The sequence below is a fragment of the Streptomyces sp. NPDC104309 genome (genome assembly GCF_055584025.1).
In genome coordinates this window covers 47329-62280 of the sequence record NZ_JBVJMV010000017.1, presented here as the reverse complement: position 1 = coordinate 62280, position 14952 = coordinate 47329, and the positions used below count along the sequence as shown (strand labels likewise).

At 70.5% G+C, this 14952-nt stretch carries 10 protein-coding genes and 1 riboswitch; of the genes, 8 read left to right on the top strand and 2 right to left on the bottom strand.

Annotated features, from left to right (window positions below):
- The first annotated feature begins 10 nt into the window (after positions 1–10).
- Complete coding sequence (locus tag ACZ68L_RS24520; protein WP_469580182.1) at positions 11–1141, top strand: CobW family GTP-binding protein; 1131 nt, start codon at positions 11–13, stop codon at positions 1139–1141.
- Positions 1142–1542: 401 nt separating this feature from the next.
- Here the strand turns inward: ACZ68L_RS24520 and ACZ68L_RS24515 are convergent, their stop codons facing one another.
- Positions 1543–3993, bottom strand: coding sequence for a DNA gyrase/topoisomerase IV subunit A (locus ACZ68L_RS24515; protein WP_469580179.1), 2451 nt, complete (start codon positions 3991–3993; stop codon positions 1543–1545).
- 270 nt (positions 3994–4263) lie between these two features.
- Between ACZ68L_RS24515 and ACZ68L_RS24510 the strand changes: the two genes are divergently transcribed.
- The 4 genes from ACZ68L_RS24510 (at position 4264) to ACZ68L_RS24495 (ending at position 9420) form a co-directional block, all read left to right on the top strand.
- The gene (locus ACZ68L_RS24510; RefSeq protein WP_469580176.1) at positions 4264–5646 is read left to right on the top strand and encodes a M16 family metallopeptidase; all 1383 of its coding nucleotides are present in this window, start codon (positions 4264–4266) and stop codon (positions 5644–5646) included.
- Positions 5647–5672: 26 nt separating this feature from the next.
- Positions 5673–7055 (top strand): M16 family metallopeptidase, encoded by a 1383-nt coding sequence (locus ACZ68L_RS24505; protein ID WP_469580174.1) that lies wholly within the window; start codon positions 5673–5675, stop codon positions 7053–7055.
- A 443-nt stretch (positions 7056–7498) separates the two neighbouring features.
- Positions 7499–7665, top strand: a riboswitch (cyclic di-AMP (ydaO/yuaA leader).
- A gap of 13 nt (positions 7666–7678) precedes the next feature.
- Complete coding sequence (locus ACZ68L_RS24500; RefSeq protein ID WP_469580171.1) at positions 7679–8479, top strand: M23 family metallopeptidase; 801 nt, start codon at positions 7679–7681, stop codon at positions 8477–8479.
- A gap of 227 nt (positions 8480–8706) precedes the next feature.
- On the top strand, positions 8707–9420 hold the full coding sequence (locus tag ACZ68L_RS24495) for a GntR family transcriptional regulator (protein ID WP_469580168.1): 714 nt from the start codon (positions 8707–8709) through the stop codon (positions 9418–9420).
- Positions 9421–9560: 140 nt separating this feature from the next.
- Here the strand turns inward: ACZ68L_RS24495 and ACZ68L_RS24490 are convergent, their stop codons facing one another.
- Positions 9561–9842 (bottom strand): HPr family phosphocarrier protein, encoded by a 282-nt coding sequence (locus ACZ68L_RS24490; RefSeq protein ID WP_093898943.1) that lies wholly within the window; start codon positions 9840–9842, stop codon positions 9561–9563.
- A 172-nt stretch (positions 9843–10014) separates the two neighbouring features.
- Here ACZ68L_RS24490 and ACZ68L_RS24485 point away from each other — a divergent pair, with 172 nt between their 5' ends.
- The 3 genes from ACZ68L_RS24485 to ACZ68L_RS24475 all read left to right on the top strand — a co-directional run bounded on the left by ACZ68L_RS24485 (position 10015) and on the right by ACZ68L_RS24475 (position 14904).
- Positions 10015–12990 carry a bifunctional acetate--CoA ligase family protein/GNAT family N-acetyltransferase gene (locus ACZ68L_RS24485; protein ID WP_469580165.1) on the top strand — a complete coding sequence of 992 codons (2976 nt, stop codon included), beginning with the start codon at positions 10015–10017 and terminating at the stop codon, positions 12988–12990.
- 130 nt (positions 12991–13120) lie between these two features.
- A complete protein-coding gene (locus tag ACZ68L_RS24480) occupies positions 13121–13717 on the top strand; it encodes a DUF5998 family protein (RefSeq protein ID WP_376272361.1) in 597 nt (198 codons plus the stop codon).
- Positions 13717–14904, top strand: coding sequence for an alkaline phosphatase family protein (locus ACZ68L_RS24475; RefSeq protein WP_469580161.1), 1188 nt, complete (start codon positions 13717–13719; stop codon positions 14902–14904). Before ACZ68L_RS24480 ends, ACZ68L_RS24475 begins: the two co-directional genes overlap by 1 nt.
- Positions 14905–14952 lie beyond the last annotated feature (48 nt).

Sequence of the window (14952 nt, the reverse complement as noted above, 5' to 3'; positions counted from 1 at the left end):
AAGGTCCCCGTTGAACCCGTCGTCCCCGCCCCGCAAGCAGCAGATCCCGGTCATCGTCCTTGCGGGGTTTCTGGGATCCGGCAAGACGACGCTGCTCAACCACCTGCTCCGCAACCGTGCCGGAAACCGGATCGGTGTGATCGTCAACGATTTCGGCGCCATCGAGATCGACGCCATGACGGTCTCCGGGCAGGTCGGCTCGACGGTCTCGCTGGGCAACGGATGCCTCTGCTGTGCGGTCGACGCGAGCGAGCTCGACACCTTCTTGGAGACGCTGACCAGGCCCGCCGCCCGCCTCGACGTGATCGTCATCGAGGCCAGCGGGCTGGCGGAGCCGCAGGAACTCGTACGCATGCTCCTGGCCAGCGACAATCCGCACATTGTGTACGGGGGGCTGGTGGAAGTCGTCGACGCCGCGGAGTTCGATGCCACCCGGCGGCGCCATCCGGAGATCGACCGCCATCTCGCTGTCGCCGATCTTGTCGTCCTGAACAAGACGGACCGGGTGGGAAGCGAGGAACAGGCCCGTATCCGCGACGTCATCGCGGCGACAGGTGCCCCGGCCGCCGGTGAGGGAGCGGGTGGCGGCGCGGCAGCCGTCATCTGTGCCACGTACGGCCGCATCGATCCCGAACTGCTCTTCGACCCGGCGCTGCGGCCGGACGGCGAGGAGAGGGCACGCCAGCTCACCTTCGAGGATCTGCTGCTGGCGGAGCGGGCCGAGGAGGAGACCGACGGGCACGGGCATCATCTGCACGCCGCGTACGAGAGCCTCTCCTTCACTGCGGCTGTCCCCATGAACCCCCGTCGGCTGATGGACTTTCTCGACTCCAGGCCCCAGGGCCTCTACCGGATCAAGGGGTTCGTCGACTTCGGCATGGGCGACCGCGGCAACAAGTACGCCCTGCACGCGGTCGGCAGGTTCCTGCGGTTCGATCCGCAGCCCTGGACGCGCGATGAACCGCGCCTCACCCAGTTGGTGCTGATCGGCTCAGGCATCGACTCCGAGGCCCTGCACAAGGAACTGACCGACTGCCGCGAGAGCACGGCGCCGACACCCGACGCGACGCAGGACGCCGCACATGAGCGAAGCATGTGGGGTGTCCTGCGCTACGTACAACGGCCCGACGACGACGCCTAAGGTCTGTCCCGCAATCCCTGGCGGGCGCGCGACGCCAGCTACTTCCCCAAGCTCTCGGCTGCGTTCGAGCAGGGGAGGCCCCATCCTCGCCGCGTTGTCGGAACGTCCGCATACCTCCAGTATGCGGACGTCCCTTCGCCTTGCGATGCACCGCATCTGACGCCGCGCGCTGATCCACCACGGATTGCGGGACAGACCTTAGCCAGTGCTGTGACCGGAAGGGTTCACCGGCTCGCGACGCCCGGCACGGCACCTCGCCGCGTTGTCGCCTCACGCGAGGGCGTCCGACACGAGGGCGATCCTCCGCCTTGCGGCGCACCGCACCGGACGTCGCGAGCTTCCCGGCAAACCTTTCCGACCACAGCACCAAGCGATACCAGGCCCGTCTCCGGTCCGATCGCCTACACCGGGCCCGCGATCACCGCGACCGGCTTGACCAGCGGCGTCCCCGAACCATCGCGTCGCGGGTCCGGCTCCGGCAGCTCGGTCGGCGCGCCGTTCCTCTGCGCGGCGCGGGCAGGCGTCGCGCCCGCCCAGCCGAACACCAGAACGTCCTCGCCCTTGAGGAACCGCTGGCAACGCACCCCACCGGTGGCCCGGCCCTTGCGCGGATACTGGTCGAACGGGGTGAGCTTGCACGTCAGCACGGAGTCGTCCAGCGTGCCGTGCGAACCCGCCACCGTGAACACCACCGCGTCCACCGCCGGATCCACCGCGGTGAAGGAGATCACCACCGTGTCGGCGGCGAGCTTGATCCCCGCCATGCCTCCTGCCGGCCTTCCCTGCGGCCGCACCTGTGCCGCCGGGTAGCGCAGCAACTGCGCGTCGGACGTGATGAAGACCAGATCCTCCTCGCCCGTGCGCAGCTCGGCCGCGCCGACGATCCGGTCACCGTCCTTGAGGGTGATGACCTCCAGCTCGTCCTTGTTGGCCGGGTAGTCCGGCACCACCCGCTTGACGATTCCCTGCAGGGTGCCGATCGCCAGGCCGGGGGAGGCCTCGTCGAGGGTGGTGAGGCAGATGACCTCCTCGTCGCTCTCCAGCGTGAGGAACTCCGACACCATCGCACCGCCCGAAAGGCTGGGCGCGGCGTGGGTGTCCGGCAACCGGGGCAGATCAATCACCGCGAGCCGCAGCAGCCGTCCCGTCGACGTCACCACACCCACATCGCCGCGGGCCGTCGCCGGCACTGCCGAAACGATCACATCGTGCTTGGCCCGCTTGGCGTCCTCGGCGAAGACGATCGGATCGTCATTGGCGGTACGGGCCAGCAGCCCGGTCGACGACAGCAGCACCCGGCACGGGTCGTCCGCGACCTCCAGCGGCACCGAGGCGACCTGCGAACCGGCCGACTCCAGCAGCACCGTACGCCGGTCGGTACCGAACTTCTTCGCGACCGCGGCCAGTTCGGAGGAGACGAGCCTGCGCAGCTCGGTGTCCGAATCGAGGATGGCGGTCAGCTCGTCGATCTCGTCGTTGAGCCGGTCCCGCTCGCTCTCCAGCTCGATCCGGTCGAACCGGGTCAGGCGGCGCAGCGGGGTCTCCAGGATGTACTGCGTCTGGATCTCGCTCAACGAGAAGCGCTCGATGAGCCGCTCCTTCGCCTGCGCCGAGTTGTCACTGGACCGGATGAGCCGGATGACCTCGTCGATGTCGATCAGCGCGACGAGCAGGCCCTCGACCAGATGCAGCCGGTCACGGCGCTTGCCACGGCGGAACTCGCTGCGCCGGCGCACCACGTCGAAGCGGTGGTCGAGGTAGACCTCAAGCAGCTCCTTGAGCCCCAGCGTGAGCGGCTGTCCGTCGACCAGCGCCACATTGTTGATGCCGAAGGAGTCCTCCATCGGCGTCAGCTTGTACAGCTGCTCCAGCACGGCCTCCGGAACGAAGCCGTTCTTCACCTCGATGACCAGGCGCAGGCCGTGCTTGCGGTCGGTCAGGTCCTTCACGTCCGCGATGCCCTGGAGCTTCTTGGCCGAGACCAGGTCCTTGATCTTGGCGATCACCTTCTCCGGTCCGACGGCGAAGGGCAGTTCGGTCACGACCAGGCCCTTGCGGCGCGCCGTCACGTTCTCCACGGAGACGGTCGCGCGGATCTTGAACGTGCCACGCCCGCCGGCGTACGCGTCCTTGATGCCGCCCAGGCCCACGATCCGGCCACCGGTCGGCAGATCGGGGCCGGGGACGAACCGCATCAGGGTCTCCAGGTCCGCACCCGGATGCTTGATCAGATGCCGGGCGGCGGCGATGACCTCGCCCAGGTTGTGCGGCGGCATATTGGTCGCCATGCCTACGGCGATCCCGGACGACCCGTTGACCAGGAGGTTCGGGTACGCGGCCGGGAGAACGGTCGGCTCCTGCTCCTGGCCGTCGTAATTCGACTGGAAAGCGACGGTGTCCTCGCCGATCGACTCCGTCATCAGTGACGTCGCGTCGGCCATCCGGCACTCGGTGTACCGCATGGCGGCCGGCGGGTCGTCGTTTCCGAGCGAGCCGAAGTTGCCGTGGCTGTCCACCAAGGGGAGCCGCATGGAGAACGGCTGTGCCAGACGGACCAACGCGTCGTAGATCGATGTGTCGCCGTGCGGGTGCAACTTGCCCATGACCTCGCCCACGACACGGGCGCACTTCACGAAGCCGCGGTCGGGGCGCAGGCCCATCTCGTTCATCTGGTACACGATGCGGCGGTGCACCGGTTTCATGCCGTCACGGGCGTCCGGCAGGGCCCGTGAGTAGATCACCGAGTACGCGTACTCAAGGAAGGAGCCCTGCATTTCGTCGACGACGTCGATGTCGAGGATCTTCTCCTCGAAGTCGTCCGGCGGCGGGGTCTTCGTGCTGCGGCGGGCCATCGCTGCTGCGACTCCTTCACGGATTCTGTTCGGGCAACCTCAGGTTCTGACGTCGACCATTGTGGACCGCCGCACTGACATCGCCGACCTCGACCCGTCCCAAGAGCCGCTCCGGACCCCTGCCGGGGTGGTTTCACGACCCGTCGGGAGGGGGGCACGCCCCTCTTTCCCGCGAACTTCCGCAGTATGGGAACTTCGTCAGGTGTCTGTGCGCTTGCTTACAGTGGCAGGTCTCGCAGGAAATCCAGTATCGCGATCGAAGGGACGTACATGCCCATGGGTCACACGGCCACAGCCCGGGTCGGCTCCGGCGGCTTGACAGCGACCGAGCACCGTCTGGCCAACGGCCTGCGCGTGGTGCTCTCCGAGGACCATCTGACCCCGGTTGCCGCGGTCTGCCTCTGGTACGACGTCGGTTCGCGCCACGAGGTCAAGGGACGCACCGGTCTGGCTCACCTCTTCGAGCACCTGATGTTCCAGGGCTCCGGCCAGGTCAAGGGGAACGGGCACTTCGAGCTGGTGCAGGGGGCCGGCGGTTCGCTCAACGGGACCACCAGCTTCGAGCGCACCAACTACTTCGAGACGATGCCCACGCACCAGCTGGAGCTGGCCCTCTGGCTGGAAGCCGACCGCATGGGCTCGCTGCTCGCCGCGCTCGACGAGGAGTCCATGGAGAATCAGCGGGACGTCGTCAAGAACGAGCGGCGCCAGCGCTACGACAACGTTCCCTACGGCACGGCGTTCGAGAAGCTGACGGCCCTGGCCTATCCCGAGGGCCACCCGTACCACCACACGCCGATCGGCTCGATGGCCGACCTGGACGCGGCGACCCTTGAGGACGCGCGCGCCTTCTTCCGTACGTACTACGCGCCCAACAACGCGGTGCTCTCGGTCGTCGGTGACATCGATCCCGAGCAGACGCTGGCCTGGATCGAGAAGTACTTCGGCTCCATCCCGTCCCACGACGGCAAGCAGCCGCCGCGCGACGGCACGCTCCCCGAGACCATCGGCGAGCAGCTGCGCGAAGAGGTGCACGAGGAGGTTCCGGCGCGGGCGCTGATGGCCGCCTACCGGCTGCCGCACGACGGCACCCGTGAGTGCGACGCGGCGGATCTCGCGCTGACCGTGCTCGGCGGCGGCGAGTCGTCTCGGCTGCACAACCGTCTGGTGCGCCGTGACCGTACGGCCGTGGCGGCCGGATTCGGGCTGCTGCGGCTGGCCGGCGCCCCCTCGCTCGGCTGGCTGGACGTCAAGACGTCCGGCGGTGTCGAGGTGCCGCAGATCGAGGCCGCGGTCGACGAGGAGCTGGCCCGGTTCGCGGCCGAAGGCCCCACGCCCGAGGAAATGGAGCGCGCGCAGGCCCAGTTGGAGCGGGAGTGGCTGGACCGGCTCGGTACGGTCGCGGGCCGCGCCGACGAACTCTGCCGGTTCGCCGTGCTGTTCGGTGACCCGCAGCTCGCCCTGACCGCGGTACAGCGTGTGCTCGACGTCACCGCGGAAGAGGTCCAGGCCGTCGCCAAGGCCCAGCTGCGCCCCGACAACCGGGCGGTGCTGGTCTACGAGCCGGTCGAAACGGCCGAGCCGGCGGACGCGGCGGACACCGATGAGACCGACGCCGATGACACCGACGCGCACGAAGGGGCGGACAAGTGACCGACGCTGCCGCGACTGGAGTTTCGATGCAGTACCACCCGCAGCCGGCCCCCGGTGTCGCACGACCCTGGGCCTTCCCCGCGCCGGAGCGCGGCGCCCTGCCCAACGGCCTCACGGTGCTGCGCTGCCACCGCCCCGGCCAGCAGGTCGTGGCGGTCGAGATCTTCCTCGACGCCCCTCTGGACGCGGAGCCCGAGGGCCTCGACGGCGTGGCCACGATCATGTCGCGTGCGCTGTCCGAGGGCACCGACAAGCACACCGCCGAGGAGTTCGCCGCCGAACTGGAGCGCTGCGGCGCCACTCTCGACGCGCACGCGGACCACCCCGGAGTCCGGGTCTCCCTGGAGGTCCCGGCCTCCCGGCTGGCCAAGGCGCTCGCGCTGGTCGCCGAGGCGCTGCGGTCGCCCGCCTTCGCCGACAGCGAGATCGAACGGCTGGTGCGCAACCGGCTCGACGAGATCCCGCACGAGCAGGCCAATCCGGCCCGGCGAGCCGCGAAGCAGCTCTCCAAGGAGCTCTTCCCGGCCACGGCGCGGATGTCGCGCCCGCGCCAGGGCACCGAGGAGACGGTGGAGCGGATCGACTCGGCGGCCGTGCGTGCCTTCTTCGACGCCCATGTCAGGCCGTCCACGGCGACCGCCGTGGTCGTCGGCGACCTCACCGGCATCGATCTCGACGCCCTGCTCGCCGACACCCTCGGCGATTGGTCGGGCGACGCCGCCGAGCCCCGTCCGGCCCCGCCGATCACCGCCGACGACACCGGCCGAGTGGTGATCGTCGACCGTCCCGGCGCGGTGCAGACGCAGCTGCTGATCGGCCGGATCGGCGCCGACCGGCACGACAGCGTGTGGCCGGCCCAGGTGCTGGGCACGTACTGCCTGGGCGGCACGCTCACCTCCCGGCTGGACCGTGTGCTGCGCGAGGAGAAGGGCTACACCTACGGCGTGCGGGCCTTCGCCCAGGTGCTGCGGTCGTCGGCCCCGGACTCCGCCTCGGGCGCGACCGGCGCCGCGATGCTCGCCATCAGCGGCTCGGTGGACACGGAGTCCACCGGACCGGCGCTGGAGGACCTGTGGACGGTCCTGCGGACCCTGGCGGCCGATGGACTGACCGATCAAGAGCGCGAGACGGCCGTGCAGAATCTCGTGGGCGTCGCACCGCTGAAGTTCGAGACGGCGGCCTCCGTCGCGGGCACTCTCGCCGATCAGGTCGAGCAGCACCTCCCGGACGACTACCAGGCACAGCTGTACGCCAGGCTCGCGGAGACCGGCACGGTCGAGGCGACCGCAGCGGTGGTCAACGCCTTCCCGGGAGACCGGCTCGTCACGGTCCTCGTCGGTGACGCTGCGCGGATCGAGGAGCCGGTCCGCGCGCTGGGCATCGGAGAGGTGTCGGTGGTCGCCGGCTGACCGTCGTCGTACCCCGTCGCGGATGCCGGATGCCGGATGCCGGACGACCGACCCGGCGCGGGTGCGGGCGCCGACTGGCCGGCTGCCCGGTCGCGTGTGACAGATCGCCGGCTGACTGTCACGTTCGATCGGGCACCGGCGGGGCTCCTGGCCATGTGCGGGTCGGTGCAGCGGAGCATCCGGCAGAGCAGGTCGCACCGGCTGAGTGCCGGTCGCACCGGTAGGTCCACCGATTCGCCGTAGGTGTGCATACCGGAACAGAAGGGAGGTCCTTGTGCGTCACATCTCGCCAGGGTCTCCCTTTTGTCCGTTCTGGTGGGGTGGTTGCCTGTCTGCCCTGTGGGATGCGCTACAAAACGGCCTGTCCGTTTGGTGAATGAAAGTGGCGCCGCTTAGCGTCGGCTGGGCTGTCCGCCACTCGTATGCCGCAACCGTGACGTACCGGACAGTCATCGCCGAGTCCCCGTCAGGCGCGAGCCTGGGGAGCCGGGGACCCACGCAGTCCCTGGGGTGAATCGGATGCCTGATCCTCGGTGAGGCCGGGGCGTCCGTAGGAGACCTTCCTGCTCCGAACCCGTCAGCTAACCCGGTAGGCGAGAAGGAAGGAAAGGATCAGCCACTCCATGGCTTTCACCCGTGCCACCGGGAAGCATCGCGCCCCGAGCCGACTGACCCGCAGGAGCGCGAAGATCGCCGGCACCGCGGCTCTGGCGACCACCGGAGTCATCGGCGGCATGGCCTCGCCGGCCCTCGCCGCGGACGCCGGGACTCCCTCCGTCAGCGAGACCGGTCTGAACCAGATCATCGCCATCGAGGGTGCACTCGCCGACCAGGTCGCCGCCCAGGCCGACGAGCAGAAGCGTCAGGCCGATGTCGCGGCCAAGGCTGAGGCGGAGGCCCGGCGCAAGGCCGAGGCCAAGAAGAAGGCCGCGGAGGCGAAGGCCGTGGCGGAGCGTGCGGCCGAGGCGCGTGCCGAGAAGGTGCGTGCCGCCCGGTCCGCCGAGCGCACCCGTCTGGGCGCCTACCAGCTCCCGGTCGCCGGCTCGTACGTCACCACCGGCTACAAGTCCAGCGGCTCGCTCTGGTCCTCCGGCAGTCACTCGGGCATCGACTTCCACGCCGCGTCCGGCAGCTCCGTCGTCGCCGTCGGTGCAGGAACAGTTGTCGAGGCCGGCTGGGGCGGTGCGTACGGCAACAACATCGTGCTCCGGATGACGGACGGTACGTACACGCAGTACGGCCACCTCTCCTCGATCGGCGTCTTTGTCGGCCAGAGCGTCGGTGCCGGTCAGCGGATCGGCCTCTCCGGCTCGACCGGCAACTCCACCGGGCCGCACCTCCACTTCGAGGCCCGGACCACGCCCTCGTACGGCTCTGACATGGACCCCGTCGCGTACCTGCGCGCCCACGGCGTCAACGTCTGACCGGGGCCTGTCAGCAGCACCCCTTCGAAGGCCCCGGCGTCGCGCCGGGGCCTTCGTCGTGCCCGGCCTCCGCACCCGCCCGCGGTACCTGCTCCCCGAACCGTTCTGTGGCCAAAAGATATTCATGAATTTCCACCTGGCATCGGAAATGTGGCCGCATTGCAATAGAGTCGCAGAACAGGCGTCGGTCGGCTGCGTTTCGCGGGGATTAAGGCGGAGGTTCGGACATGCGCATTCCGGCGCATTCGGTATGCACGGCAATCCGTGACGACATCGTCTCCGGTGTCTTCGCACGCGGCAGCCGGCTCACCGAGGAGTTGCTGGCGCGCCGTTACGGGGTCTCCCGTGTCCCGGTGCGGGAAGCGTTGCGGACCCTGGAGTCCGAGGGGTTCGTGGTCACCCGCCGGCACGCGGGCGCCTGTGTCGCCGAGCCCACCGAGCAGGAGGCCGCCGACCTCCTGGAGGTCCGGGCGCTGCTGGAGCCGCTGGGTGTCGCGCGCGCCGCGCAACGCCGCACCGAGGCGCATCTCAAGGTGCTGCGCGGTCTGGTCAGGCTCGGTCGGGAGCGGGCCGGGCGGGGCGAGGGGGAGGACCTGCGCTCACTGGGCGGCTGGTTCCACGAGACGTTGGTGCAGGCCTCGGGCAGTTCCAGCCTGATCGCGACACTCACTCAGCTGCGGCACAAGATCGCCTGGATGTACGTGGTCGATCAGCCGGCCCGCCCGGTGGATTCCTGGGCGGAGCACGGAGCCATTGTGGACGCGGTGGCGCGCGGCGACGCGGAACGGGCGAGGAAGCTGGCCACCCAGCATGCCGAACGGGCCACGACCGTGCACCGGCTGCGCCGCGCCGGCCGGCCGGACCGTCAGCCGGCCGCTTCCCGCGCCGGCCGGGTGAGGACTTCGCAACATTCCGTAAACACTCCGGGTGTCCGGAATTAATGATCACGCCGTATACAAAGAGTGGCAATTCCGTTCGGGTTTCTTTGGGCTGCCCGAATTCTCTTCGACCGCCCCCGCCCGGAAATGCGTGGAGCCGCGGCCCCGAATAAGGGTGCCGCGGCTCTCTCGCAGGAAATGGTTCAGACCGTCTCCGGAAGCTCGTCGAGCCCTTCGGCGACCAGCTTCGCCAGGCGGTCGAGGGCGGCTTCGGAGTCGTCGGCCTCGGATGCCAGCACGATCTCCTCGCCGCCGTGCGCGCCGAGACCGAGCACCGCGAGCATGGAGGCGGCGTTCACCGGGTTGCCGTCGGCCTTGGAGATCGTCACGGGCACGCCGGAAGCCGTGGCGGCACGGACGAAGATGGAAGCGGGACGGGCGTGCAGGCCCTCGGCCCAACCGACGTTGACGCGGCGCTCAGCCATGGTTCTGCCCTTCAGGAATCAATGGTTGTCTAGACCAGTCTCTCATGTGGTGCGCGATGCTCCGGCCGACCCGCAGCACGCCCAAAACCCGCACCGTACCGCCGATCGGCCCCCTCAGACTGCCCCGGCCCCAGGACCTACGCGACCGCTGGCGGAGCCGTAGTCTTGGCCCATGCACCCCTCGCCGGAGCAGAGTCCGCATCACGCGTATCCCGACCACTGGGAAGCGGACGTCGTTCTCCGAGACGGGGGAACCGCGCGGATCAGGCCCATCACCACGGACGACGCCGAACGGCTGGTCAGCTTCTACGAGCAGGTCTCCGACGAGTCGAAGTACTACCGATTCTTCGCCCCGTACCCGCGTCTGTCCGACCGTGATGTGCACCGCTTCACCCATCACGACTACGTCGACCGGGTGGGCCTCGCGGTCACGGTCGGCGGTGAGTTCATCGCGACCGTCCGCTACGACCGGATCGACGAGCGGGGCAGGCCCGCCTCCGCGCCCGCCGACGAGGCCGAGGTCGCCTTCCTCGTCCAGGACGCCCATCAGGGCCGGGGCGTGGCCTCGGCGCTCCTCGAACACATCGCGGCCGTCGCCCGCGAGCGGGGCATCCGCCGCTTCGCGGCCGAGGTGCTGCCCGCCAACAACAAGATGATCAAGGTGTTCCGGGACGCCGGTTACACCCAGCAGCGCAGCTTCGAGGACGGTTCCGTCCATCTCACCCTGGACCTCGAACCGACCGCGGAGTCGCTCGCCGTCCAGCGTGGCCGTGAGCAGCGCGCCGAGGCCCGTTCCGTGCAACGACTGCTCGCCCCCGGATCCGTCGCCGTCATCGGCGTCGGCCGCACTCCGGGCGGCGTCGGCCGCACGGTCCTGCGCAACCTCCTCGGTGCCGGCTTCACCGGCCGCGCCTACGCCGTGAATCGCGCCTTCCCCGCTGACCGGGGCACGATCGACGGCGTCCCCGCGCACCGTTCCGTCGGCGAGATCGACGAACCGGTCGACCTCGCGGTCGTGGCCGTCCCCGCCGACCGGGTTCCGGAGGCCGTGGCCGACTGCGGCGAGCACGGCGTCCAGGGCCTGGTCGTCCTCTCCGCCGGGTACGCCGAATGGGGAGCCGAAGGCAGGGAACGACAGCGGGAACTCGTCCGCCAGGCCCGCTCGTACGGGATGCGGATCATCGGCCCGAACGCCTTCGGTGTCATCAACAACGCCGAGGCCGTCCGGCTGAACGCCTCCCTCGCCCCCGAGCCGCCCGCGTCCGGACGTATCGGCCTGTTCACCCAGTCCGGAGCGATCGGCATCGCGTTGCTCTCCGGGCTCTACCGGCGCGGCGCCGGCCTCTCCACCTTCATCTCCGCGGGCAACCGCGCCGACATCTCGGGCAATGACTTCCTCCAGTACTGGTACGAGGACCCGGACACCGATGTCGCCCTGCTGTACCTCGAATCGATCGGCAATCCCCGCAAGTTCACCCGCCTCGCACGGCGCACCGCGGCAGTGAAGCCGGTGGTCGTGGTGAAGGGCGCCCGGCACAGCGGCTCCACTCCGCCCGGCCACGCGGTGCCGGTCAGCCGGATCCCCGACGCGACGGTCTCGGCGCTCATGCGGCAGGCGGGCGTGATCCGCGTCGACACGGTGACGGAGATGGTCGACGCGGGCCTCCTCCTCGCCGACCAGCCCCTCCCGGCGGGGCCGCGGGTCGCGATCCTCGGAAACTCCGAGTCGCTCGGTCTGCTCACGTACGACGCCTGCCTGGCCGAGGGGCTTCGCCCGCGCCCGCCCCGCGACCTCACCACCGCCGCCACCCCGCAGGACTTCCGGGACGCCCTGGCCGAGGCACTCGCCGACGAGGGCTGCGACTCGGTCGTCGTGACGGCGATCCCGTGGGTGGGAGAGGACGGCGAGGCGGAATCGGGCGGCGGAGAGGTGCTGGCGACCGCACTGCACACGGCTGCGGCCGCCGGCCCCGCCAAGCCGGTGGCCGTCGTCCATGTGGAGATCGGCGGCCTGGCGGAGGCTCTCGCCGCGGCCACCAGCACGGTCGCGCTGCCGCGCCCTTCGGCGCGGCCCCTCGGAGCCCCCGCCTTCACGGACGCCGGAACCAACGCCTCCGCGCAGGGAACCGCCACCGACCCCACGCCTGCCCTTGCGGCATCCGGCCCCGGACTCGGGCCCACCGGTCCCGCGCGGCCCGCGGCACCGGATGCCGCCGCAACCGGAGCGAGCAGAGTGGACGGCGAGGACGGCCCCGGATCCGGCCCCCGTAACGGCCGGATCCCCGCCTACCCCGCCGCCGAGCGGGCCGTGCGGGCCCTGGCCGAAGCGGTGAGGTACGCGCAGTGGCGACGGCAGGCCGCCGTGCCGGGCAAGGTGCCCGAGTTCCTCGACGACACCATCGACGAGCAGGGTGCCGCCGACCTGATCCACGCCCTGCTCGGCTCCGACCCCGACCCGCGGGGCCGGCCGCTCGCGCCCGACGAGGCGCGGGAACTCCTGGGCCGCTACGGCATCACCGTGCGACCGGCCCTTCCGGCCCCCGACCCGGAATCCGCCGTCGCCGCGGCGGCCCGGCTCGGCTGTCCCGTGGCGCTCAAGACCACCGCCCCTCATCTGCGCCACCGGGCCGATCTCGGCGGTGTCCGGCTGGACCTCGCCAACGAGAGCGCACTGCGCCGGGCATACGGCGAACTGACCGAGCTGCTCGGCAAGCCCGCGGAACTCCAGCCCGTCGTCCAGGCCATGGCGCCGCGCGGCGTCGACACCGTTGTCCGGGCCGCGATCGACCCGGCGGCGGGCGCCGTCCTCTCCTTCGGACTCGCGGGCGCGCCCTCCGAACTCCTCGGCGACACCGCCCACCGCCTCGTTCCGGTCACCGACCGCGACGCCGCCGAGCTGATCCGGTCCATCCGGGCCGCCCCGATGCTGTTCGGCTGGCGTGGCGCGGCGCCCGTGGACACCGCGGCGCTCGAAGAGCTGCTGCTGCGGGTGTCCAGGCTGGTCGACGACCATCCCGAGGTGGTCTCCATCGCCCTGGAACCGGTCGTGGTCGCCACCCAGGGACTGACCGTTCTCGGTGCGAGCGTCCGGCTCTCGCCGCCCCCGGCCCGCACCGACCTCGGCCCCCGTCGGCTCCCCAACTACTGACCGGAGCGGCAGGCCTCGACATCCGTCGCCGGAGGGGCGCGAAGGCACGGGTTGCCTCGCCGCTCCGGCCCAGGTCGGCCCTGCCGCACAACGTCCCCGGCAGTCGTCCGTCCCCCGTAGGATGGTGCTCATGGCTAAGACCGGTACGACGACCCAGGGGCTGCGCGCGGCGATCGAGCGCAGTGGCTACTACCCGGCCCTCGTGGCCGAGGCGGTGGAGGCCGCCGTGGGCGGTGAGCCGGTCGCTTCGTACCTTGTGCACCAGGAGACCACCTTCGACTCCAACGAGGTGCGGCGCCATGTCACGGTCCTGGTCCTGACGGACAACCGATTCATCGTCAGCCACACCGACGAGCAGAACGCGGACACCAGCTCCCCGACGCCGTACGCCACCACCTCCACGGAGTCGGTCAAGCTCGACCGGATCTCGTCGGTCGTGGTCAGCCGCGTCGTGGCCAACCCCGAGAAGTACGTACCGGGCACACTGCCCCGCGAGGTCGTCCTCACCATCGGCTGGGGCGCCGTCTCCCGCATCGACCTGGAGCCGGCCGCGTGCGGCGACCCCAACTGCGAGGCCGACCACGGTTACACCGGCAGCTCCACCGCCGACGATCTGAGCCTGCGGGTCAGCGAGGCCGGTGACGGTCCGGACACCGTGCGCCAGACCCTTGCCTTCGCGCAGTCGCTCTCCGAGGCCACGGCCGCGACCGCGGCGACCGGCCGCTGATGGCCCAGCCGGCCTGGCAGGACCCCGTTCTGCTCCCCGTCGACACCGCCCCGGTCCCGGAGTACGGCAGCGGCTCGCTCGGCGATCTGCTGCCCACGCTCGTCGCCGGACAGGGCGTACCGGGCTTCACCGCGGCGATCCCCGAACTCACCCCGGCCGACCGGAACTGCGTGTTCCTGATCGACGGCCTCGGCTGGGAGCAGATCAAGGCCCACCCTGACGAGGCACCGTTTCTGCACTCCCTGCTCCCCACCTCGCGCGGTGGCACCGGCTGTCCGGTGACGGCGGGCTTCCCGGCCACCACCGCGACATCGCTGGCCTCGGTCGGCACCGGACTTCCGCCCGGCGAGCACGGCCTGCCCGGCTACACCGCGCGCAATCCGGAGACCGGCGAGCTGATGAACCAGCTCCGCTGGAAGCCCTGGACCTCGCCGAAGGCCTGGCAGCCGTACCCCACCGTCTTCTCGCTCGCCGAGGCCGCGGGGGTGTGCACCGCCCAGGTCTCCGCGCCCGCCTTCGAGCAGACCCCGCTCACCAAGGTCGCACTCAGCGGGGGCTCGTTCCTCGGCCGGCTGTCCGGCGAGGAGCGGATGGACGTCGCCGCCGAACGGCTCGCCGCGGGTGACCGCTCGCTCGTCTACACCTACTACAGCGAGGTCGACGGCAAGGGCCACCGCTTCGGCGTGGACTCCGACGCCTGGCGGGGACAGCTGATGTACGCGGACGGCCTGGCCCGGCGGCTGGCCGAACAGCTCCCGCCCCGCTCGGCGCTGTACATCACCGCCGACCACGGCATGATCGACATCCCCTTCGACGAGCGGTCCCGGATCGACTTCGACGAGGACTGGGAGCTGCGTGCGGGCGTCGCCCTGCTCGGTGGCGAGGGCCGGGCACGGCATGTGTACGCGGTCCCGGGGGCCGAGAACGACGTACTGACCGTCTGGCGGGAAGTGCTCGGGGAGCAGTTCTGGGTGGCGAGCCGGGACGAGGCGATCGCGGCCGGCTGGTTCGGCCCGAAGGTCGACGAACGTGTCCACGGCAGGATCGGCGATGTCGTCGCGGCGGCCCATGACGACGTGGTGATCACGGCCTCGGTCAATGAGCCGCACGAGTCCGCGATGGTCGGCATGCACGGTTCGATGACCCCCGTCGAGCAGCTCGTGCCGCTGCTCGAAGTACGCTCGTAACCGCGTTTTTCCCACCGCAGGTCCTCCACCACCGTTTTCCCGGTCCTG

Excerpts from the sequence above, each read along its gene's own strand:
- ACZ68L_RS24515 (WP_469580179.1), bottom strand. The coding sequence starts at position 3,993 with ATGGCCCGCCGCAGCACGAAGACCCCGCCGCCGGACGACTTCGAGGAG.
- ACZ68L_RS24510 (WP_469580176.1), top strand. The coding sequence starts at position 4,264 with ATGCCCATGGGTCACACGGCCACAGCCCGGGTCGGCTCCGGCGGCTTG.
- ACZ68L_RS24505 (WP_469580174.1), top strand. The coding sequence starts at position 5,673 with ATGCAGTACCACCCGCAGCCGGCCCCCGGTGTCGCACGACCCTGGGCC.
- ACZ68L_RS24500 (WP_469580171.1), top strand. The coding sequence starts at position 7,679 with ATGGCTTTCACCCGTGCCACCGGGAAGCATCGCGCCCCGAGCCGACTG.
- ACZ68L_RS24495 (WP_469580168.1), top strand. The coding sequence starts at position 8,707 with ATGCGCATTCCGGCGCATTCGGTATGCACGGCAATCCGTGACGACATC.
- ACZ68L_RS24490 (WP_093898943.1), bottom strand. The coding sequence starts at position 9,842 with ATGGCTGAGCGCCGCGTCAACGTCGGTTGGGCCGAGGGCCTGCACGCC.
- ACZ68L_RS24485 (WP_469580165.1), top strand. The coding sequence starts at position 10,015 with ATGCACCCCTCGCCGGAGCAGAGTCCGCATCACGCGTATCCCGACCAC.
- ACZ68L_RS24480 (WP_376272361.1), top strand. The coding sequence starts at position 13,121 with ATGGCTAAGACCGGTACGACGACCCAGGGGCTGCGCGCGGCGATCGAG.
- ACZ68L_RS24475 (WP_469580161.1), top strand. The coding sequence starts at position 13,717 with ATGGCCCAGCCGGCCTGGCAGGACCCCGTTCTGCTCCCCGTCGACACC.